This is a genomic window from Caedibacter taeniospiralis, from assembly GCF_002803295.2.
In the GTDB taxonomy this organism is placed as follows: domain Bacteria; phylum Pseudomonadota; class Gammaproteobacteria; order Francisellales; family Francisellaceae; genus Caedibacter; species Caedibacter taeniospiralis.
Genome location: NZ_PGGB02000006.1, coordinates 75,211 through 95,581 on the forward strand (window position 1 = coordinate 75,211; position 20,371 = coordinate 95,581).

At 40.7% G+C, this 20,371-nt stretch carries 21 protein-coding genes and 2 pseudogenes; 5 read left to right on the forward strand and 18 right to left on the reverse strand.

Annotation, left to right across the window (positions count from 1 at the left end):
* Nucleotides 1-8 precede the first annotated feature (8 nt).
* Both htpX and CU053_RS03635 read right to left on the reverse strand, forming a co-directional pair.
* Nucleotides 9-1,070: a zinc metalloprotease HtpX gene (htpX, locus tag CU053_RS03630; RefSeq protein WP_100550772.1), complete on the reverse strand. Its 1,062-nt coding sequence runs from the start codon at nt 1,068-1,070 to the stop codon at nt 9-11.
* 3 nt (nt 1,071-1,073) lie between these two features.
* A complete protein-coding gene (locus tag CU053_RS03635) occupies nt 1,074-1,652 on the reverse strand; it encodes a LemA family protein (protein WP_100550771.1) in 579 nt (192 codons plus the stop codon).
* 236 nt (nt 1,653-1,888) lie between these two features.
* On the opposite strand from CU053_RS03635, the gene CU053_RS03640 reads away from it, so the two are divergent.
* Both CU053_RS03640 and hemC read left to right on the forward strand, forming a co-directional pair.
* Nucleotides 1,889-2,572 carry an alpha/beta hydrolase gene (locus tag CU053_RS03640; protein ID WP_100550770.1) on the forward strand — a complete coding sequence of 228 codons (684 nt, stop codon included), beginning with the start codon at nt 1,889-1,891 and terminating at the stop codon, nt 2,570-2,572.
* The gene (gene hemC / locus CU053_RS03645) at nt 2,556-3,473 is read left to right on the forward strand and encodes a hydroxymethylbilane synthase (RefSeq protein WP_100550769.1); all 918 of its coding nucleotides are present in this window, start codon (nt 2,556-2,558) and stop codon (nt 3,471-3,473) included. Before CU053_RS03640 ends, hemC begins: the two co-directional genes overlap by 17 nt.
* Before the next feature lies 1 nt (nt 3,474).
* Here hemC and CU053_RS03650 read toward each other — a convergent pair whose 3' ends face one another.
* The 7 genes from CU053_RS03650 to murC all read right to left on the reverse strand — a co-directional run bounded on the left by CU053_RS03650 (nt 3,475) and on the right by murC (nt 8,353).
* Nucleotides 3,475-3,750: a type II toxin-antitoxin system RelE/ParE family toxin gene (locus CU053_RS03650; protein WP_100550768.1), complete on the reverse strand. Its 276-nt coding sequence runs from the start codon at nt 3,748-3,750 to the stop codon at nt 3,475-3,477.
* On the reverse strand, nt 3,743-3,970 hold the full coding sequence (locus CU053_RS03655; protein ID WP_158106975.1) for a hypothetical protein: 228 nt from the start codon (nt 3,968-3,970) through the stop codon (nt 3,743-3,745). Before CU053_RS03655 ends, CU053_RS03650 begins: the two co-directional genes overlap by 8 nt.
* 73 nt (nt 3,971-4,043) lie before the next feature.
* Nucleotides 4,044-4,607, reverse strand: coding sequence for a YqeG family HAD IIIA-type phosphatase (locus CU053_RS03660; protein ID WP_100550766.1), 564 nt, complete (start codon nt 4,605-4,607; stop codon nt 4,044-4,046).
* 7 nt (nt 4,608-4,614) lie between these two features.
* A complete protein-coding gene (locus tag CU053_RS06560; RefSeq protein WP_407643791.1) occupies nt 4,615-4,776 on the reverse strand; it encodes a hypothetical protein in 162 nt (53 codons plus the stop codon).
* A gap of 10 nt (nt 4,777-4,786) precedes the next feature.
* A complete protein-coding gene (gene rsmI, locus CU053_RS03665) occupies nt 4,787-5,497 on the reverse strand; it encodes a 16S rRNA (cytidine(1402)-2'-O)-methyltransferase (protein ID WP_199244200.1) in 711 nt (236 codons plus the stop codon).
* A 103-nt stretch (nt 5,498-5,600) separates the two neighbouring features.
* On the reverse strand, nt 5,601-6,971 hold the full coding sequence (locus CU053_RS03670; RefSeq protein ID WP_100550765.1) for an ATP-binding protein: 1,371 nt from the start codon (nt 6,969-6,971) through the stop codon (nt 5,601-5,603).
* On the reverse strand, nt 6,968-8,353 hold the full coding sequence (murC, locus tag CU053_RS03675; RefSeq protein ID WP_100550764.1) for a UDP-N-acetylmuramate--L-alanine ligase: 1,386 nt from the start codon (nt 8,351-8,353) through the stop codon (nt 6,968-6,970). The genes CU053_RS03670 and murC overlap by 4 nt, the downstream gene beginning before the upstream one ends.
* Before the next feature lie 283 nt (nt 8,354-8,636).
* Here murC and CU053_RS03680 point away from each other — a divergent pair, with 283 nt between their 5' ends.
* On the forward strand, nt 8,637-9,608 hold the full coding sequence (locus CU053_RS03680; RefSeq protein WP_233263330.1) for a glycosyltransferase family 9 protein: 972 nt from the start codon (nt 8,637-8,639) through the stop codon (nt 9,606-9,608).
* On the opposite strand, the gene CU053_RS03685 is transcribed toward CU053_RS03680, so the two are convergent.
* From CU053_RS03685 to CU053_RS03715, 7 genes and pseudogenes are all read right to left on the reverse strand, one after another.
* The gene (locus CU053_RS03685; RefSeq protein ID WP_100550762.1) at nt 9,582-10,634 is read right to left on the reverse strand and encodes a glycosyltransferase family 4 protein; all 1,053 of its coding nucleotides are present in this window, start codon (nt 10,632-10,634) and stop codon (nt 9,582-9,584) included. The two genes, CU053_RS03680 and CU053_RS03685, sit on opposite strands and share 27 nt — an antisense overlap.
* Entirely contained in the window at nt 10,621-11,928 is a 1,308-nt protein-coding gene (locus tag CU053_RS03690; RefSeq protein ID WP_100550761.1) for an O-antigen ligase family protein, read from the reverse strand. Before CU053_RS03690 ends, CU053_RS03685 begins: the two co-directional genes overlap by 14 nt.
* The gene (locus CU053_RS03695) at nt 11,925-13,043 is read right to left on the reverse strand and encodes a glycosyltransferase (RefSeq protein ID WP_100550760.1); all 1,119 of its coding nucleotides are present in this window, start codon (nt 13,041-13,043) and stop codon (nt 11,925-11,927) included. Before CU053_RS03695 ends, CU053_RS03690 begins: the two co-directional genes overlap by 4 nt.
* Nucleotides 13,040-13,882 carry a glycosyltransferase family 2 protein gene (locus tag CU053_RS03700; RefSeq protein ID WP_100550759.1) on the reverse strand — a complete coding sequence of 281 codons (843 nt, stop codon included), beginning with the start codon at nt 13,880-13,882 and terminating at the stop codon, nt 13,040-13,042. Before CU053_RS03700 ends, CU053_RS03695 begins: the two co-directional genes overlap by 4 nt.
* A complete protein-coding gene (locus CU053_RS03705) occupies nt 13,872-14,636 on the reverse strand; it encodes a glycosyltransferase family 2 protein (protein ID WP_100550758.1) in 765 nt (254 codons plus the stop codon). The genes CU053_RS03700 and CU053_RS03705 overlap by 11 nt, the downstream gene beginning before the upstream one ends.
* A gap of 124 nt (nt 14,637-14,760) precedes the next feature.
* A pseudogene (locus CU053_RS03710) lies at nt 14,761-15,849 on the reverse strand (NAD(P)/FAD-dependent oxidoreductase).
* A gap of 217 nt (nt 15,850-16,066) precedes the next feature.
* A pseudogene (locus CU053_RS03715) lies at nt 16,067-16,300 on the reverse strand (FAD-dependent monooxygenase).
* Between the two features lie 190 nt (nt 16,301-16,490).
* Here CU053_RS03715 and CU053_RS03720 point away from each other — a divergent pair.
* A complete protein-coding gene (locus CU053_RS03720) occupies nt 16,491-17,900 on the forward strand; it encodes an LbtU family siderophore porin (RefSeq protein ID WP_100550757.1) in 1,410 nt (469 codons plus the stop codon).
* A gap of 83 nt (nt 17,901-17,983) precedes the next feature.
* On the opposite strand, the gene CU053_RS03725 is transcribed toward CU053_RS03720, so the two are convergent.
* A complete protein-coding gene (locus CU053_RS03725; RefSeq protein WP_100550756.1) occupies nt 17,984-18,754 on the reverse strand; it encodes an exodeoxyribonuclease III in 771 nt (256 codons plus the stop codon).
* A gap of 189 nt (nt 18,755-18,943) precedes the next feature.
* Nucleotides 18,944-19,819 carry an FKBP-type peptidyl-prolyl cis-trans isomerase N-terminal domain-containing protein gene (locus CU053_RS03730; protein ID WP_100550755.1) on the reverse strand — a complete coding sequence of 292 codons (876 nt, stop codon included), beginning with the start codon at nt 19,817-19,819 and terminating at the stop codon, nt 18,944-18,946.
* A 195-nt stretch (nt 19,820-20,014) separates the two neighbouring features.
* Here CU053_RS03730 and CU053_RS03735 point away from each other — a divergent pair.
* Nucleotides 20,015-20,371 (forward strand): hypothetical protein (locus tag CU053_RS03735; RefSeq protein ID WP_158106978.1); only part of this gene is annotated, 357 nt, incomplete at its 3' end.

Sequence of the window (20,371 nt, forward strand, 5' to 3'; positions counted from 1 at the left end):
TTGCTGGGCTATGAGCGTAAATCTGCTCCAATAGATGCCAGGCGCTTCTTCAGGCTTGGATGTGTTGAAAACATATCCGCCATGCCGCCAGAGGCAAATCTCGCACTTGCGGGATCATATAAGTAAGAGGCGCGACGCATGCGCTCGTTACTATTGTGCGCATAGCCTTGTGCAGTTTGTGGTTCACTGTGGTTTTGGCTGATTTTAATGAGCGCGCTCGCCATGGGCTTGTTATCACGCATTAATTCCACGGCTCCAGCATCAGCCATATATTCACGCGTGCGACTTAAAAACAGCATCATCATGCTGGTGATAATTGGTAAGATAAAGCGTAAAAGCATAATGACCATGAGAATAATCGCCATCGCATTACCACCACTGTTATTATCGCGGCGACCGCGGTTGCTGCCGAATAAAGTGGAGTAAAATAAAAACTCAATCATAAACATCAACATATTCGACAGTACGACGGTAAAGAGGTTGAGCTTAATATCCTGGTTGCGAATATGCGTTAATTCATGTGCCATCACCGCTTGGAGTTCATCGCGATTTAAGCGATTGGCTAAAGCCCGTGTCACCGCTACCATAGAGGATTTTTCCGAAAACCCCGAGGCGAACGCATTCATATAGTCAGCTTCGATTAGATAGACCTTTGGCATATAGGGCATACCTGCCGCAATCTTCATCTCTTCGACAACGTTGTAAATTCTCTGGCACAAAGGATCTGGATCACTGAGGTGAATTTCACGATATTTCGTGCCAGAAAGCATGATTTTATCGTAGCAGCTAAAGGTGGCAGTAAGCCAGATAAACGCAATGACGCTTGAAATGATGGTTGCCCATGGGGTGAGTTTTAAGGTTGCAATGAGATAGGCTATGTCACTAAAGCTTAGGCGATAACTGCCATAGGTCAGCATGACGCCATATTGCTCATAGCGCCACACAAGGTCGATAAAAAAGCCCAGGGCAAAAAATATAATCAGAAAAAATGCGATAACAATATAAGACTTTCGGGTATTTTTTTTGACAACTTCGCGCCAGTCAACGCTATTAATATCAATAGCCGCCATGGGTTATAGCTCAACTCGACTATCTTCTAGCGTTTGGCGTTTTTCATCACTGACCTGCCAGTAGATGAAGTTCTCATCAAGTTTGCTCTTGAACATGTTGACAACCATTCCTGCAATCATCGATTTTTTGTGTGCATTATATTTCTCGATACTGTCGTTAAATGCCTGCTTGGAAAAAGCGAGTTTATTTTCGGTTGAGGTAATTTCCTCTTGTAATTGCATAACGTTCTGATTGGCTTTTAAATCGGGGTAGTTTTCAAATTGAACGTTTAAACTGCCTGCAATTTTCGAGATCTCATTTTCAGCCGCCATGCGCGTTTCCGCATCCCCCTGTGCTTTGGCGTGGATTGCCTGGTTTCTTAAGGCTGTGACATCCTTTAAGGTGGTTTGCTCATAGTCCATGTATTTTTTGACGACATTGATCAGTGATTCAAAGACTTTGCCGCGTCGATCTAATTGCACATCAATCTGACGTTCAGAGTTTTTAACGGCTTCTATTTCCGCGATCAGGCTGTTGTAAGTCATCAAAACATAAATAAAGATCAATGCTAAGATGACGACGATAATAATGAGGGCAGTCATGGTATAAACTCCTAAAATAAATTGATTACTAAATTATCAAGCACGCATAATTTGCCACGTATGTTGCTGGCATTCAAGTTTAATGTGTTTCATAATGGCGGTATTTTTAAGGTGGTGAGACTATATTTCCGTCCATTACTTGAGTGTGAGTGTGACACTGATTACTCACACCGACACGCTTGGGCAAATTATTTGCACAAGTCCATTGTTAAAATTAACATTTGCGAGTGTAGACTATGTTGGAGTTAGTAACTGTTGAACCAGGGCGGAAGGCAACGCACGCCGTTATTTGGCTACATGGTTTGGGTGCCGATGGGCATGATTTTGAGGCTATCGTGCCTGAGCTCACGTTACCTCAAAATGCGGGGATTCGTTTTATCTTCCCACATGCTCCTGTGCAGCCTGTTACCATTAATATGGGAATGAAAATGCGTGCGTGGTATGACATCAAACGCATTGATGATATTAGGCGGGATATTGATTGTAAGGGGATTGAAGACTCACTAAGCGCATTGGATGAAATTATTCAAGCAGAGCTTAGTCGCGGGATTGCAGTTGAAAATATCATCATCGCGGGTTTCTCACAAGGGGGTGCTATTGCAGCTTTAGCTGGGCTTACCATGGCATATAAATTTGCAGGCATTGTATCGTTATCAACTTACTTACCTGATTGGGACTACTTTAAGCAAAAACTCACGCTGACAAATAGAAATACGCCATTTTTTATAGGTCATGGTACTGAAGATTCAGTGGTTCCACTTGCCGCAGGAGAGCTGTTAAATAATACTTTGCAGCAGCAAGGCATTACCACCTGTTTTCATCGCTATACCATGGAGCATAGTGTATGTATGCCAGAGATTAAGGATATTAGTCGGTTTATTCAATCCTGCTATAGGCTAATCAATGACACTGCCAACTAAACTCACCATTGCTTCGAGGGATAGCAAATTGGCATTGTGGCAAAGTCACTATGTTAAGGATTTATTAGAAAAAGCGCATCCAGATTTAACTTGTGAAATCATAACCATGAAAACCCAAGGGGATAAAATTCTTGATCGTCCGCTCAATGAAATCGGTGGCAAAGCGCTTTTTATGAAAGAGCTTGAAGTGGCCATGGAGGAAGGCAAAGCAGATATTGCCGTGCATTCACTAAAAGATGTGCCCTATGAATTGCCAGAGGGTTTTGCTTTGGGGGCATTTTGTGCGCGTGAGAATCCACAAGATGCCTTTGTTTCTAATGATTTTGCTGAGTTAGATGACCTGCCAGAGGGTGCGGTTGTGGGGACTTCAAGCTTACGGCGTAAGGCACAGCTTTTAGCCTATCGCCCAGATTTGAAAATGTGCGATTTGCGTGGCAATGTACAGACTCGTTTAAAAAAACTCGATGATGGGCAGTATGATGCGATTATCCTGGCAGCAGCGGGATTAATTCGTTTAGGTCTACAAGCAAGGATTAACAGCTTTATTGATGTAAATATTTCATTACCTGCTGTGGGTCAGGGTATTATTGTGGTTGAATACTTATCTCAAAGCACACAGATCAAAGAGTTATTAAGTAAAATTGATCATCAGGATGCCAGAGAGTGTGCGTTAGCAGAGCGCAGTTTTAATGAAGCGTTACAGGGCGGTTGTCATGCGCCAATTGCTGCATTTTGTAGGAAGGAGCAGGATAAGCTGTTATTAACTGCCATGGTAGCAACTGTAAACGGGAAAATGCTTTTGCGTGACCAGTTTATTGGTGAAGATGCAGAAAATTTAGGAAAGGCATTGGCTGAAAAAATGATTATTCAAGGGGCAAAAAAAATTTTGCAGCAAGTGTAAATTACATTCCAAAAATACCGGCATGACTGCCAATGTCTATGAGTGTAATACTGTTACTATCGACTTTGATGTATAAAAGCAGATCATCAGGTTTTAAATGCAGCTCCCTAATCCCTTTTAAATTGCCTTTTAGCTCATGATCTTTGTATTTCCTGGGAATTGGTTTTTCGCTGATCAGAAGTGCAATAACGATTCTAAGTTCTTGCAGGACAGCTTTATTAGCACGGTATTTTTTCAGAGACTTAATGAATCGCTTCTTCTGAATGATTTCAAGCATTTTTAATTATCTCATCAAGTTCTTTTAAAAAGTTTTCGCCACTACAGTGCACATCACCATTTGTCTCTAATAAAGATTTCTCTAGCGGGGAAAGTGTCTTTCTGTAAGCGTCAGCAAGCAATAGTCTGGCATATGAGCTTGTCGATAGTCCTGCTTCTTTTGCGCTAGCCTGAAGGCTCTTGGCCAAGTTGTCTTCTAACATCACTTGTATTTTCTGCATAAAATCACCTTTAATCATCATGATTCACAATGATTAATTCTAGCATGCGAATTGCTCACTGTCGTTGAATTTTTCAAAGAAAAACTGATTTCTCAACAAAGCGCAAAAGCCCGAAAAAGCTCTCCTGAAAAGGACGCCTAACATAATCGTGATAAGGTTTTGTGACTAAAATCGGGAAACTGCCTGCTAAAATGCAGGCAAGGCACCCTGTGAGGAGTCTATCATCGATCAGTGCTAATTCATGCGATTTACAGTGAGCGATTTCCTGGATCTTAAGTAAACCATCTGGATAGGGCTTTTTTGCCACGCCGTCAATAAAACGAATATTGGGGAAATGTTGTGCAAAATATTGCGCGCGCGCTACTGTCGGCTTGTTGGAAAGAATAAAGATATTTTGTTCAGGGTATTTTTGGCATAAAAGCTTAAGCCAGGCAAAAATGACCTGGTTGGGTAAGGGCTGACCATGGGGAGCCAAAACTCCATCAAAGTCTAAAGCAATATATCGAATTCCGAGTTTTTCGAGCTTGTCAGGGTTTAATTGAGTAACGGTTTCAACCTGATGCTTTTTTTGTGCTATGGCTTTGATTTTATTGCGTTGATACCAGCTCATTTTGATCGTAAAACTAACTCTTCCCATCGTGTTGCTATTCCTGCTCTTTTTTATATTCTGGATGACTTTCCTGCAGCTTGAGTGCTTTTTTATAAAGCATGTTTTTTTTGCCCTGCATCAGCTCAACTGCAATGCTCACCGCTTTTTTAATTGGTAGCTCCTGCATGAGTAAAGTCAGTAATCGATTTTCATCGATGGAGGTTGCTTCAGGCTTTTCCTTTTTTTTTCCCTTCTATAAGAATGACAAATTCACCTTTAGTCAAGGCAAGGTCTGTGCTAAAGAGCGTTAAAATCTCCGCGGCTGTACCATCCATAAAGCGTTCAAACTGTTTGGTGAGCTCTTTTGCAACGACAAGTTGGTGATTGGGCAGCGTATCAGCAATGTCATGCAAGGTTGCCACAATGCGATGTGTTGACTCATAAAAGGAGCTCGTCATCGTGGCGTGTTCAATGCCTTGCAGGATTTTTTTGCGAGCTCCTGATTTAGCGGGAAGAAAACCTCTAAATTGAAAATTATCCGTAGCAAGTCCTGCAGAGGATAATGCTGTAATCAATGCGCAAGCTCCTGGCAGTGGGACTACTTTGTAACCCTGGGACTTAATGGTTTTGACCAGATGAAAGCCAGGGTCACTAATCAAAGGAGTTCCCGCATCACTGACCAAAAGCGTAATTTTATGCTCACTCAAGTGCTGAATTAACAGGTCAACTCGTGCTTCTTCATTATGCTCGTGGCATGAGATAAGCACCGGTGGTTTAATGCCATACTGCTCCAGGAGTTTTCTGGTAACACGTGTGTCTTCAGCAAAAATGACCTCAGCAGCTTTTAACGCTTCTAACGCACGCAGAGTGATGTCCTGCAAGTTACCAATGGGTGTGGCAACAACATATAAAACCCCGCGTTCGATTTGGTTTTTCATAAACTCTTCTACATACCTTAATTTGTGTGCAAGCATGCTCTAAGATGGCATGCTTCAAGTAAACAGATTGTTGTGTTTATACAGTTCACCTTTATTGCCGCATTCATATAACTTTCTCACGTATTTTCCAATAACCTCTTGTGCCGCTAATCCTCTGAATATAACCTGCTTCTCTAAGTTGCTTAATATTTTTTTCGATAGCTGAGGTAGTTATTGAAAGTATTTTGGATATTTGTGCTGCTGAAATTTTAGGGTTATTTTTCATTTCGGTTAGTATCTTAAATTTAGTATTACCCAACTCATTACCCAACTCATTACCCAACTCATTACCCAACTCATTACCCAACTCATTACCTAAGTTGAGTGCTTTGTGCAACTCAAGCAGAATACCTCCAGACCTTTCTGTAATTTTAGGGCTTGGCATGTATGCACGCTTGCAAGCATCGGCAATTTTCTCAATACCACGTCCCCATGAGTCGATATAACCTGCTCGGTAGCATACTTCCGCGATCAAGGGATTGCGAGGGATAGATTCATGGGTTTTAAATAATTGCTCAATGGATAATTCTTCAGGCAATATCCCTGCATTCCATAGTGTCAGATGGCTATCATAGACTTTCATCTGCGTCATACTGCCAAGGTAATTACGGTGAACTAGTGCATTTAGTAGCATTTCACGCAGAGCAGTCACAGGATACTCCAGCTCTTCAATACGCTTGATCCCTTCAAATCGAACAGGCTTGATCAGAAATTTCTTTTCTAATTGCTCTATTACGTCATACAGTATCTGAATCAGATTGCCTTCACATACCTCCTGAAAGCGCAGGTCGACACCTGTTTTGCCGAAACGACCTATTTTTACAAATAGGTTAGGGTAGAACTCGCCAGGGTCTTTACCAAATAAAATGATAGCTGCACGCGTTATACCATGTCGTGTGATTAAATGTAGTTTTTTTAATACTTCTCTAGGCGTTAATTTGCTTAGATCTGGAAGACGCCCTGCCAAAGCCGCATCAGACTTAAAACTCGCAATGGTTGCTTCATCAATGTCGTCTAAACTTGCATTTTCCTCAATGGTGCTATCCCATGTTACGCCCATCTTATGCATTAAAAAATCAGTTAAAGCATTTCCTTTGAGTTCTTGCTTTGTACTTCCTGAGCGCCAGTAGTATGCCCCTCGCAGTGAAATGGGGACGCCTGAGGGTTCAACAATAATTTCAAGATATGCTTTTTCTTCCTGAATAAGCAGATTAATTTTTGGCATTAAACCAAGATGGTCACGAATTTTATTCGGTAGCTCTTCCAGAAGCCTTTTTGCATTTGATAGTCCAATGACTTTTCCATAGTCGTCAACACCAATGTATATTTTTCCACCTTGTGCATTGGCAAAGCCACATATCCATTTTAAATACTCATCTTGCCAGGAAGATTTCCATTCAATGTTTTGTGATTCAGAATGCTTAGAGGTTTTCATACTAATAAGTCAACTAATTTTGCTATGTCTCCTGCTCCTTGCACGAGTATAACATCATTTTGCGCGACAAGCTTATTGAGTAAGTCGCTCGTTTTTTCATTGGTATCGACATAAAAGCAGTTGTGATGTGACTTTTTTAATTCATTAAATAGATCAATCGCATGCGCCCCATCTATAGGCGCCTCACTGGCTGAATACGTGCGCATTAAAATCAAGACATCTGAATTTTTTAAGCAAGCAATAAACTCATTGAATAAATCGCGTGTACGTGTGTAGCGATGCGGTTGATAGACATGTATCAAACGGCGTTTGGGAAACTGGATTTGAATAGCATCTAAGGTGCTTTGAATTTCAACGGGGTGATGTCCATAGTCATCAATCAGGTCAATATTATGCGTGTTAATTGTGGTCTGATAGTGGTTAAAACGGCGATAAATGCCTTTGAAGCTAAGCAAGGCTTTTTTAATAAGGTTTACATCAATGCCAAACTTTAAGCAAAGCGCAATCGCAGCCAGAGCATTTTCTGCATTATGCTTGCCAGGCAATGGACTTGAGAAATTACGTAGTACTTCATCGCCAAAGAAAATGTCAAAATTTGCACAGACGTCGCTTTGCAGGAAGTTTTTAATGTAAACATCCATATCTTGCTGTAAGCCATAATGCAGTGCTTGTGGCTTTTGCATTTTAATTCGTTTGATCAATTGGTAGGCACTGCTGCTATCACTGCCGATAAGAATTTCACCGCTTACGTTAGGTTGTGTGGCAAATTTTGCAAAGCTGTAAATAAGAAGATCAATTTGATGCTGATAAGTCTGCATATGATCCAGATCAACATTGCTGATAATAATGTGTTTCGGGTGGATTTTCAGAAAAGAAGCATCGCTTTCATCTGCTTCGATAATCATATATTGAGAGTCGCTGGCATGGGCATGATGGACAAAGTTATTGGCAAGTCCGCCATTGATAAAGCTTGGATTAAGTCCTGCCTCATTCATGATATGTGCGATAAGACTTGTAATCGTGGTTTTACCATGAGTTCCAGTTATTGCAATAAGCTCAGGATAATCTTCGGCTAAAAACGCCAGAAATTCAGCACGGTGAAAAATCGGAATGTTTTGTGCCAATGCCTTTTGATATTCTGGATTATCTTTACTCATGGCGGAGGTGTAAATAATGGCATCAGGATGAGATAAGTGATCTGCATGGTGTCCAATAGCGACTTTGGCGCCAAGCTTCTGAAGTTTGCGGGTTAAGTCGGAACTTTGAAGATCAGAGCCCGAAACGTGGTAACCTTTTTGTAAAGCAAAAATCGCGAGTGCAGACATCCCCATGCCGCCGATGCCGATAAAATGATAATGTGGTGTTTTATGGTTAATGGTCACAATGGTGATTTACTGCGCTAAATCAATACTTGGCAGTAGTTTAATACAAGTAAAGGCAAAAATATTGGGGAATTTGGTTTTAATTGGGTTAAGGATTTAGCCATTCTTTACACGTGTGATAGGTGCATATCGAAAATTTAGCAGGTAAAATGCTCGCTAATGTCAGCGGTTGACTGATTATGGTTTAATGACAAGAAGAATAAAAAATTTTTCTCTTTGGATACTAATTAAATTACTGTCTTTTTTTGCAAAAAGATCAAAGAGGAGCAAAGAGCATATATTGGTGTTATCTAATACCGCCATGGGTGATACGCTATGGGCAACCGCGGCGCTGCAATATCTGCACGAAACCTCTCCCAAGACTCGTGTTACCGTGCTGTCATCTGTGATTGGAGGACAGGCTCTACTTAATAACCCTTACATTTATGAGCTCTGGATTGATCAAAAGTCATTCTCTGGCAAAGTTAGGAACTTCATTGCTATTTTGCGAACGCCATTCTCTGAGACTTTTAACTTTCACACCTCGAAGCGTTTTATTGCTTATGTTGGATATCTTGGAAGCCCAGGTAGATATTTTGGTATTTATCCTGAGTGTAAAGCTAGCAGTATTCTAACCGGAGGTATCGATTCACCTGAATTTGAAACCTTACATAAAATACACATGAGAATAAGGCTGTTAGCAAAGTATTTAAACCTAAACTTACCCAGTCCAGACAATCAATACTATCTTTCAGTTTATCCGCAACAAAAAGATCAAGAAAAAGCTAAAGTTTTGATAGGCTATGCTCAAAGTAAAAAATATATATTCATTCAGCCAGGGGCGAGTTTTAAGGAAAAACAATGGCATCCTGATTTTTTTAGACAGGTAGTCATATGGCTTGACCAAAATGAGTTTTACTGTGTTTTTGCAGGTAATCAAAGAGAATGTGAACTGATAGAAACGATTACTAAAGGTTGTAAAAATGTACTGAAGCTAGGCAGTCATAACACGGTAATGGAGCTTGCAGCAGTCATTGATCTGTGTGAACTAGTTGTCACCAATGACACTGGTCCTATGCATATTGCTGAAGCACTCAATAAAGCCATGCTATGCTTCTTTTGGGAGAATCACGTAATCCCTGCAAAGCCTATTACGAAGAATCGGTTAAAAATCTATGAAAGTAAAAAGACTTCAGATTACATCATAGAGCCAGAACCAGAAGAGGTTATTGCTGATATACAAAGCTTTTTAAGCGAGCGGCAAAAGCTTTATTAAACTTTCAATGTGCGTAGACCAGTCTAGTTTCTGTTTACTAATGTAATCATCATCCAGTTGCCATTGTTTTTCTTTGGCTGCTGTCAACGAATTTACAATATGATAAGCATTTGGTTGTGCGAGCAACATGCTGTTTTGTGAATTTACCAGCACTTTCGCGCCAACGTTTCCTGATAAGATAACGGGTCTACCGATTTGTAGTGCTTCAACCACAACTAAGCCAAATGGCTCATAGATTGAGGGGACAAGCACAACATCGGTCGCGGCATAGTATTCTTCAATATTTTCAACGACACCAAAATGCTTAGCATTCGCGGGGAGCGGGAGTTTACAGGTTTTACCAAAGATTATTAAATAATAAGGTGTTCCCAGTACTTCAATTGCTTTAATGGCCTCGGGTACTCCTTTTCTACTATCTTCTGTTCCTGCTATGAATACGAGGTAAGCATCCTGTGGCAGCCCAAGCTTTGCTCTAAACTCAGCCTTTTTATCACAGCTAGTGAAGCTGAAATGATTAAGATCAACAGGTGGAAATAGCATCGTGATTTTCGCAGCTACATTCAGTCCATAGCTATTGATTTCATCGACCATTAGTGGTGAGTGGGCAATAATGCCCTTAGCATTTTTATAGTGCTGTTTCTCAAGAAAAATTTCAATACGATCATAAATGCCATTTTTCTTGCCCATTATGATATTGTGCTGTTGGTGTGTGCCTCCAACAATGGCAAGGGTCGGGTTAAAAATACGTGCAGTTGAAATATTAGGTGTATTTTGATTTCTGGTTTTTAGAAACACTTTCATGGCAAATAAGATATATGTGAGAAAGCGCGGAAATTTACTCAGGATTTTACTTTGGTGAACAGTGATATTTTGATTGTTGGCAAACATTTTACCGTCGTACTTCAGACAATAGACATTAATTGTGTAGTAAACGGATAACCGTTCTGCCAGTTCACAAATATAGCGTTCCATGCCGCCACCAAGTTTGATGCTGGGAGTGATTATATTTATATTATTTCGCTTCATTTTTTGTCTTGGTTTGAGTCGAGCTGCTTATGCCGATTGTAAGTAGGAGAGCGCAAAATAGGAATAAATTTTTTGCGGAAGTGTGTTCTACAAGACCCAACACAAAAGTATTTCCAATGATTCCAAAAGCAATAGCTATGGAAAGTACACCTAAAAAAGAGTTGTTGTTAGCTGTTTTTTTGCAAGCCAATAGAAAGGTAATTACAAACATAGCAAAAAGAACTAAACCGATTATCCCACTTTCATAAAAGACCGCCAAAAACTGTGGCTCGTCATGGAAATAACTAAAGACTTTTTGATGGTTTTCAAATTCTTGGCGACCTATAATTTCAGGAGCATGATGGTTAGCTAAAAATTGCTGGTACACTTTATTTCCATATCCAGTCCCAAAGAGAATGGAGGTATGCTCAAAAAATATAGGTGCTCGAGTTTCGATTATTGCAACTCGTCCTGAGGAAAAGTCGTTACCTAAAAAACTTTGGTCAACTTTGCCGTGAACTGTAGGGTTAAAATGGTAAATCACGGAGATAGTGGCTACCAAGATAACAGTAACCACCGCTATGAAAAGCAACATTTTTTTAACTGAGACAGCCCTGTATGTGTAGATAAGAAACAAAATTAGCTCCGCTGTAATAGTCAAAAATGATCCTCTTCCACCTGATAATATGACAATGCTATAAATAGCAATGCTTAAAAAAATCACATAATACAAATACCATTTTTGTTTAAATATCGATACCGACGAAAGTAAGCATGGAAAAAGTAATGTTATGGGGTAAACATAACCGTATCTGAAGGCTAAATAAAGTGGCTCTGGGACGCCCTGAACTAGCAAGGGTGCAAGGTATGACTTAAAGGGCATGATGAGACACAACATTGTAAGGGTGACAATCAAAATGATTAATATATTTTTTGCAACATCTTGTTTTAAGATAAAGAGTGTAAATAATGCAATGTATAGAATAATGGCATAGCGAATGTCTTCATAAACAGCCTGTATTGAATCGCTTCGCATATTGTTGTAGGTAAAAAAATATGAGGAGATAAATAAAAAAAGAACATAGGCTAAAAAAGTGATGTACAAATTCTTATTCTTTTCCCAGCTTGAGTGCAGAAGGTGTGTTATGTTAGATGTTGAGCCATAAAGTACCAGCACTATTAGTGATAGCGCAAATGCACTATAAGCACCTATGGTAAGGAATGCCGTATTGTGATAACTAAAATAACCACAAAACATAAGTAGCAAGAAAAACCAAATTAATAAACTAAAAGCTGGTTTAATATGTTTTTTCATTGATCTATGATTTCCTTTAGTTTTAGTCGTGCAACTTCTGTGCTAAATTTCATAATTTGATTTTCATCAAAACCGTAAATAACTTTCTGATGGAGGAAACTATTAATTGTTTTGGCAAGGGTAGGTGCGTCATTTATTGGAACAAGCCACCTTGTCAAGTTATCTGAAAGAATTTCTCTGGGACCTGAGGCACAGTCAGTACTGATTATTGGCGTTCCACAAATTAGTGATTCAACTAGTACATTGCCAAAACCTTCAAAATCCGAACTTAAAACAAAAACTTCAGCCTGCTTAAACCATGGATAAGGATTCTGGTGAAATGGAATGATATGGATTTTATGACCTTTAGGATGCTTGGCTACCATCTCGGATAATTGTTGATTTGGTTGAGTAATCATCACGAGATCAATATCACAAGTAAGCTGTGCAAAAGCCTCCAATAAGATATCTTGTCTTTTTTGCGCAAGATCGAAGCGTGCAACATGCAAAATGTAAGGCTGCTTGATCGGTGGTAGATATTCAGAAGCTTTTTCCCTTATGTGGTTAAAATCAAAAAAATTATAGAGAATATGCAGTTTTTGGGGTTTAACTCTAAATAATTCTGTTAAAGATGTGGCGGCTCCTTGTGATACCGAAATCACATTTCTATTGTTGTAATACTTATAAACTTTGTGCCTAAGCTTAACTGCCTTTTTTTGAGCCTTAGCTAAGAGGTTTTTATATGGAATTGTGTAGTCAAAATGCAGGTAATAAAATGTTTTTGCCTCTAACTCTCTGTTAAGCCATGATCTGACGGTTAAAAAGTTAGAAAAAATACACTTGAAGTGGTGGGTTTTATCAAGTCTATGGATTGCGTGAGCATACCATTTCTCGTATAGATATTTAGATCTCAACCAGTTGGGCACTTTGGCATCATGTAAGATAATATCTTCTGGTAGTTCAAATTCAATATTGGTCCTTAAAGTCAATATATGCACGTTGTAGTCCATAGCGCGAAGCAGGTTGGTCAAGTTTACTAATACACGTTCTGAGCCACCAATAACCAGCGTGTGACTAAGCAGTAAAACGTTCTTTGATGTTGTAACTTGTGTGGTCAGTGTATTTTGCTTATTCATGGACTAGTTTGGTCTCCAAGAATGCTTTCCATCGCACATTTTCTATTGCTTGTTTTAACCTCATTCAGTAGTTTAAGATTGCCTTCTTCTTGTGAGCGATCTGCTTCTTTATGCCAAAGATGCAAAACTGCTGTGGCAAAATAGCCTGATTTTCTTCTGATGCCTTTATTGATGAGGCGAATCATCAAATCAGAGTCTTCATAACCCCAGCCTGAAATTTTTTCTTCAAAGCCGTGCACCGTCAATAAATCTTGCCGCCAAAACGCCATATTGCAACCTTTGGCCTTTTGCCATGCGCAACAGTGCTTGTATCGCGCTTTACTGGCTAAATTAAACGTAAGTAACGTATGCCAGCGATTAATGTGTTTTAAAAACCGGTGCCACAGCCAGTACAATAGGCTTTTGGTTGAAACATCAGTTTGGGTGTTAAGGAGATAAGTAGTATATTTACTGTTTAAAAGAACACGGTTGCCTGCGACGTAATATTCAGACTCCGCTAATAAGCGATGATTGTGTATGAAGTTTGGTCTAGAAATGCAGTCACCATCAATAAAAATCAGGTAATTGCCTGCGGCAGCAGCAATCCCCATATTGCGAGATCTTGATAGGCGAAACCCTTTATCTTCTTGCCATAAATGCTGTAACGGAAATTTTGCTTGAGTTTTAAACGCGTTGATCATTTCTTTGGTTTCATTAGTCGAACCATCATCAACAATGATCACTTCAAAGTTTTTGTCGGTTTGATTATTTAATGAGGTCAATACAAGTCGAAGCGCTTCTGGCCAGTTGTAAGTGGAGACAACGACAGAAATAAGCCCCTGGTAAATATTACTTTGCATTCTGCTGTTTTTCCCACAATTTCACATATTTAAAATATGAACCATAGGCAGAAAGCTTGGCAATTAAGTACCCCCTTGAACCATCTAAAAAGCCCAAGCGGAAGATAAATCCACGCAAAAAAGTCCAGTGTTTATGAAAACAGGCGCTAATGAGTGATGTTTTTTTACTTTTTTGCCACAGAATGGTCGAAGTGCCATCACTGTAGTCGTTCATTTTTTTTAAAGAACTGGCAACACTGTCCTGTGAGTGATGAATAAGCTCCCCTGTCAAGCTTCCTGCGTGTTTCTTTGAAACATCCAGTTTGGCATGGACAATATCATGTGTCCATTGATGTTTTGTGTGATCAAACAGACGGACGATCCAGTCCTTGCCCCAGTCACCATGGCAAATCATCTTACCTAAAAAGAACGACCTGCGATGCATTTTATAAAAGCTATACCTGGGATGTTCCAGTGCATCCTTAATGGATTTTGCTAACTCGGGAGTAACTTCTTCATCAGCGTCAAGGACAAGTCCCCAGCTCGTAGTAAGCTTGGAAATACCAAAGTGTTTTTGTGGTCCATCTCCTGGCCAGTGTCTTTCGATGATGTTAGCACCATATCTTCTAGCAATCTCAATCGTTTTATCCGTGCTGCCAGAATCCACAACAATGATTTCATCCGCCCATTTAATAGATTCAAGGCAACGCGCGATATTTTTTTCTTCGTTTTTAGTAATAATGACAACGCCAAGCGTATTATTGTGTTTGGGCATAGAGAATAGTCGCAAATTTCAATGCTGCGCATGATAGCATATTGAATGTTGAATGTTGAATGTTGAATGTTGAATGTTGAATGTTGAATGTTGAATGTTGAATTCAAAATTGAGACTTAAGCAGCTAGTTTGATTGTCCAAGTGTTGTGCACACTTTGGCAAGAAGGCTTAATTTGCGTCTGGCATCGGTGGCGTAGTCATTGGTTTCATCCCAGGCGTAACCTGCCAAAATGGCGCAAATTTTTGCTTTAATTTCTTCGGGTTGTCTGTTACTGAAAATAATTTGCTGCAGCTCGCCTGTATACCAAGTGCGCACATAGGCCTTAAACGTATTCACTCCTTTTTGTAAAGGTTTGGCGAAGCTTTCTTGCCAATCAACCTCTTTGCCTTGAAGCTCTAGATCAAGTGTTTCAGCCGCAAGAACTGCAGATTTTAAGGCAAGGGTTACCCCAGATGAGAAAACGGGATCCAGGAATTCGCCTGCGTTTCCAAGAAGCGCAAAACCCTTACCGTAAAGTGTGCTGACATCCTGGGCGTACCCTGTGATTTTTCGCACGGGGCATGTCAGGCTTATGTCTTTTAAGATGGTATACAGATTTGGGGTCTGTTGAATCAGCTCCATGAGTTGGTCTTCGGGGGTTAATTGAGCTTTTGCGAGTAAATGCGGCTCGCCAACCACGCCGATAGAGTATTTGGTATCGTTAAGTGGGATAAGCCAAAACCATATATCAGCATGTTTTGGATGGACGCTAATAAGGATTTTATTTTGATCAAAAAGCCGCCGATCAAGTTTCGCACTAATGTGGGTGAAAATAGACATGCGTGGCGGAAATTCACTTGGACGGTTCAGTTTAAGCAGATTAGGTAACACTCGCGCAAAACCACTGGCATCTAATACAAATCGCGCTTGATAACTATGATGGTTGTTGGTTTCATCACAGGTGATCACTGTATGCAGTTTGTCAGTAAACTCAAGGTTGGTGACGCGCTGTTGGTAGATGATTGTAGCGCCAAATTCTTGTGCTTTATCGGCTAGTATTTTGTCAAAAATGGCACGCTCCACTTGAAAAGTGCTGTTAAATCCACCGCCAAATTTCTGGCTAAAATCAAACTCAGTGTAGTGATCATGGTATGCAAAAGCCGCACCATTTTTAAATTGAAAGCCTGCCTCTTTAWYAYMAWSMRKGMGRTTAGKCWKTWSCWMAWSCTCMATCGCTGCGAGCCATGGATAGCGGAACGCGAGGGCGAGTAGACCCGGGTAGCCTTGCGCTGTTGATCAGCAAGCGACGTGCCGAAGGCGCCAGAGCGAAGTCTGTGAAAAAGCTTTTACCCAAGGCGTAGAGTAGAATCGGAAACGTGTTGTCTGTTCGGAATGAGCGTAGCGAATTTGTGAGGACAAGCACCGTTGAGGCGGGCGGCCCGGGCAAAATTTATACCGCCGAGGATAGCCGATTCGATTTTGTGTATGGATATACAAAATCTATCATGAGGCCCGAGGCACCCTGWTYTTKKKKCARTWGKYYTWCWSCRATTGAAAAGCGAGGGAAAGCAGTGGATTCGAGCATGGTTACCTGATAACCCTTTTGCACTAAAATTGCTGCGGTAACAGCACCAGAGGGTCCTGCGCCAATAATAAGCACATCACAGAGGGAGTTTTTTGTCATAAAATAAGGGGATATTGAGATTTTGCGGGTAATGTAATGTATTTGTTGGCGTTACTCCATAATTATTTCATGAAAACCAAGCTTTCGTACTTTTCTTTTTTTTTGTCATCAGTTATCTTGTGGTGGAGTATTTTTACTCGTCAGTACAATTGCTCATCATTAAACAGTAAATCAGGAAGGGGAAGAAAATATGTTTAAAAAAATAACTCTAGCGATGCTTGCGGCATCGGCTACAACGGTGGTCTATGCTCAGGATGCTGATTCTCAGGCAACAGATAACCAGTCAGTACAATCACAGATTGCAGAGTTAAAGAAGGAGATTGCGGCGCTGCAAGCCAGCCAGGAAGCGCTGGCAAAATCAGCAAGCGACGATGTCAATGCAGTGGGCACAGGTAGTGCAGAGCATGATGAGACTCATGGTGTCACCGTGCCAACGAATATGGGACAAATTCAGAATTTCTTGTTCTCAGATATTCATGATGATGTCATTCCATTAGGAATGTTAAACTCGTCGCAGTTTGCCTTAGGGATTTTGAAGCAGCGTAACCAGTACAGCGACAGGGCTCTAGTATTTGGTGGATACTTAGAAGCAGATCCGCAAGTTTGGAATGGTAGTCCTATTGTAAGAAAGCCTGTTGCAGGTGAAACAGGAGCACAAACTTATCAATCAGGCAAAGGTCTGCCTATTACCACCGCTACGCTTTATGTTGCAGCCAACTTGGGACATTATGTGACAGTGGAAACTTCATTGGCAACGGACACTTCAGACAGCTATAAAGTTAAGATAGATGATGCCTTTGTAATGTTTGGTAATTTGGATACCTTCCCGTTGTATGCAACCATTGGTAAAAATCGTTTGCCACTAGGTTCATTCTCAGGAGGTGGTCCGTGGACAGGTTCATTGACGCAAATGCTATTTAGACCAGGTCGTGTGAATAACGCTTCATTGGCATACTATAAGGATGGCTTAAGCTCCAACCTTACGCTGTTCCAAACGGATGATCATACCAGTGACTTTGTGTATGCCGCATTTTATGGTGATGAAGTGGGTAAATGGTCTTATGGTATTAATGGTGGCTATGTTTACAATGTTAATGGTACGGGCAATACTTCGTTTGATTCCACAACGAAAACTGCAACCAGCAAGACACGTATTGGCGCGGTCAACTTTGACGGCAGTCTGAATTATGATATCTATGGTGTCGGCGCTGGCTGGGCACAAGCCACCAACAAGTCAGATATGACCAATAATGGCTACGCAGGAGCATGGTATGTGCAGGCAGGTTTCTCACCTGAGATCTATGGTCGTTCAACTAACTTTAATATTTCCTATAACGGTGCATATAACACCAATAATTTACCGATTACCTTAACTGGCGGCGCACAGAATAGTTATACAACGACATCAGGAGCAACTGCAGCAGGTAATGTAAGTTCAGTCGTTTACCCAGGCTCAGGCGTCAACAAAATGGTTGTCGCATCGGCTCAACGTCCGTTCTTTACCCAAAATGTATTGATTGGTCTGGAATATGTTTATATGCACATGTACAACAGCCAACATACCAATGCCTATACATTGGATATTTCTGTTTACTTCTAAAAAATAGAAAAGACTCCCCAACTTTCTATTTTTTAATTTTCAAGCCTGCAGTTGCAGGCTTTTTTGTTGGTGGAGTTTTACCCTTACTCCTGGTAAGTGATCGATAAGGGGGCATGGTCTGAGAACCATTCATTGGTATAGATGCTTTCGGTGATTACCCTGTCTTTGAATGCTGGACTGATCAATTGATAATCAATTCGCCAGCCAATATTCTTTGCTCGGGCTTGTCCGCGGTTAGACCACCAGGTGTATTGTTCTGGCTTTTTATTCACAATACGAAAAGCATCTACCCAGCCGATATCATCAAAAATATGATGGAGCCAGGCACGCTCCTCTGGTAACACCCCTGATGTCTGTTGGTTTTGTTTCCAGTTTTTGATATCGATTTCTTTGTGTACGATATTGATATCACCACAGATAATAAAGGGTTTTTTGCTTTGCATCTGTCTGGCAAGGGTTGATGTATATTTGTCTAAAAAATCCATTTTATAGCTTTGTCGTTCATCTCCGCTAGAGCCCGAGGGAATATAAATCGAGGCAATGCTAAGGTCATCATAGTCAAACTGAATATAGCGACCCTCGTTATCTGCCCAATCAATACCTAATGTGTGGATGATGTTTTGAGGTTTTTGCTTAGCATAAATAGCAACGCCACTATAGCCTTTCTTTTGAGCGTCAGTATAGGCGCAGTGATAGCCAGGGGGGAAATAAACTGAATCATCTTTTAGTTGCTCAAATTGTGCTTTGGTTTCCTGGAGGCAAAGGAAATCAGCATCCTGCTTTGCAAACCATTCAAAAAAGCCTTTGCGTGTTGCTGAACGAATACCGTTCGCGTTAAATGAAATGACTTTCATAAAATCCTCATCTTAAAAATAGGCTTAGACAAAATTTTCTCCACTATCATTCCCGCGAAGGCGGGAACCCAGTTCCCAAATGACCCATGCGACTTCTCACAGGGTGACAGTAGATGGAAAGATGGGAGCCTAAAAATACAAACAAAAAAGCCCACAAAAGCGGGCTTGAGATAAGCGTATTAAAGCAAATTATTTAGCAGTAGCACTAGCTTTTACTGACTCATCCTTTTTATCAGCAGTGGTCTGAGTTGAGGCATCAGCCTGCGCTTTCTCTGCTTTTAACAGTTCAACTTTAAAGCTTAAGACCTGGTTTGGTCCAATTTGTGGAGGAGCCATTTCGCCATATGCCTGTTTAGGCGCGCAGTATAAAATAACCGTTGAACCAACTGGGATTTGACTTAATGCGTCCGTCCAGCATGGTATAACCTGATTTAATGGGAATGTCGCTGGCTTGCCAGTTTTTTCAGAGCTATCAAATACGCTACCTAAAAGCTCACCCTTAGTAAGTTTGGCAGCACCCTTTTTTGCATCTTTATTAAAATCAGCCGCAGGGGTTGTGCCCGTGTAATTTACCGTTACTGTGTCGGTTTTTACAGGAATTTCGCCCTTGCCTGCGGTAATAATTTGGTAGTAAATCCCATCAGCAGCTTTTTTAACATTTGGCATCTTAGCGATGTCAGCCATAAAAGCGTCGGAGGCTTTTTGGTTTTCTCCACCTTCTTTCTTCATTTTAGCCTGTGCTTTTTGAATCATTTCCATTTGGAAGGTCTGCATGATTTCTTTACTTTTGTCTTCGCTAATCTCAGAGTCTTTGCCGGCGAGTCCAGTTTTTAGTCCTGCATTTAGTTTTTTGGTGTTAAGTTTAATGTCTTGAGACTTAAAGCCTTTACCCATCTCGTAGCCAATAATATAGCTGACTTGATTCATATCGACTTTAGCAGGTTTAGCAGTTTTTTCAGCAGCAGGTTTTACTTCTGCCTTGGTAACATCTTGTGCGCTTGCAGCATATGCAGTTATTGAGCCTGCCAAGAGAACTGCACTGGTTAACGTGATAATCTTTTTCATGTAATCTCCTTTAGTTGATGATGTTCTTAACGTTTACTACGCACCACATCGTAGGAATTGATTTCGCAGAAGTCAATATGTGTATGCAGCAAAAAAAGTGATTTGCCGTTTGATGCTCATCAATGATGAAACTGATGAATTTTAAATGAAATGAAGTTAAGCTCTGACTAATGAATTGAAGAAGGAGGACATCCTGTGAGAATTTTAATAGTCTGGTTGATGCTGTTAGGTACCATTTATGCCAGTGATAAGCTAAAGGTGAACTATGCCCTTGGCGATTACTACTATCCATACGTTGGTCAGCATCATAAAAGCAATGGATGTCTGACCGAGTTTGTGACTAGGGCCTTTGCAAGTCAAGGAGTAAGTTTTGGTGAAACAAGGTGGTTGCCGTGGAGTGTGGMAATGAGTGCGCCAAGCAAAGCTAAGGCAATCAAGCTGGACAATCCAGCCCAGATAAAGGTTAGCCACCGGTCTGGAACCGAACTACACATAGGGGGAGGCAACGAACTTTATGAAGCTGTAGCAAGGGCGGTCTATCAGCCACAACGC

Coding starts and splice junctions, on each gene's coding strand:
- CU053_RS03650 (WP_100550768.1), bottom strand. CDS start 3,750: ATGCTTGAAATCATTCAGAAGAAGCGATTCATTAAGTCTCTGAAAAAA.
- CU053_RS03670 (WP_100550765.1), bottom strand. CDS start 6,971: ATGAAAACCTCTAAGCATTCTGAATCACAAAACATTGAATGGAAATCT.
- CU053_RS03690 (WP_100550761.1), bottom strand. CDS start 11,928: ATGAAAAAACATATTAAACCAGCTTTTAGTTTATTAATTTGGTTTTTC.
- hemC (WP_100550769.1), top strand. CDS start 2,556: ATGACACTGCCAACTAAACTCACCATTGCTTCGAGGGATAGCAAATTG.
- CU053_RS03730 (WP_100550755.1), bottom strand. CDS start 19,819: ATGAAAAAGATTATCACGTTAACCAGTGCAGTTCTCTTGGCAGGCTCA.
- CU053_RS03700 (WP_100550759.1), bottom strand. CDS start 13,882: ATGCAAAGTAATATTTACCAGGGGCTTATTTCTGTCGTTGTCTCCACT.
- CU053_RS03640 (WP_100550770.1), top strand. CDS start 1,889: ATGTTGGAGTTAGTAACTGTTGAACCAGGGCGGAAGGCAACGCACGCC.
- CU053_RS03635 (WP_100550771.1), bottom strand. CDS start 1,652: ATGACTGCCCTCATTATTATCGTCGTCATCTTAGCATTGATCTTTATT.
- CU053_RS03695 (WP_100550760.1), bottom strand. CDS start 13,043: ATGAATAAGCAAAATACACTGACCACACAAGTTACAACATCAAAGAAC.
- CU053_RS03720 (WP_100550757.1), top strand. CDS start 16,491: ATGTTTAAAAAAATAACTCTAGCGATGCTTGCGGCATCGGCTACAACG.
- CU053_RS03685 (WP_100550762.1), bottom strand. CDS start 10,634: ATGAAGCGAAATAATATAAATATAATCACTCCCAGCATCAAACTTGGT.
- rsmI (WP_199244200.1), bottom strand. CDS start 5,497: ATGAAAAACCAAATCGAACGCGGGGTTTTATATGTTGTTGCCACACCC.
- htpX (WP_100550772.1), bottom strand. CDS start 1,070: ATGGCGGCTATTGATATTAATAGCGTTGACTGGCGCGAAGTTGTCAAA.
- CU053_RS03705 (WP_100550758.1), bottom strand. CDS start 14,636: ATGCCCAAACACAATAATACGCTTGGCGTTGTCATTATTACTAAAAAC.
- CU053_RS03655 (WP_158106975.1), bottom strand. CDS start 3,970: ATGCAGAAAATACAAGTGATGTTAGAAGACAACTTGGCCAAGAGCCTT.
- CU053_RS03660 (WP_100550766.1), bottom strand. CDS start 4,607: ATGGGAAGAGTTAGTTTTACGATCAAAATGAGCTGGTATCAACGCAAT.
- CU053_RS03725 (WP_100550756.1), bottom strand. CDS start 18,754: ATGAAAGTCATTTCATTTAACGCGAACGGTATTCGTTCAGCAACACGC.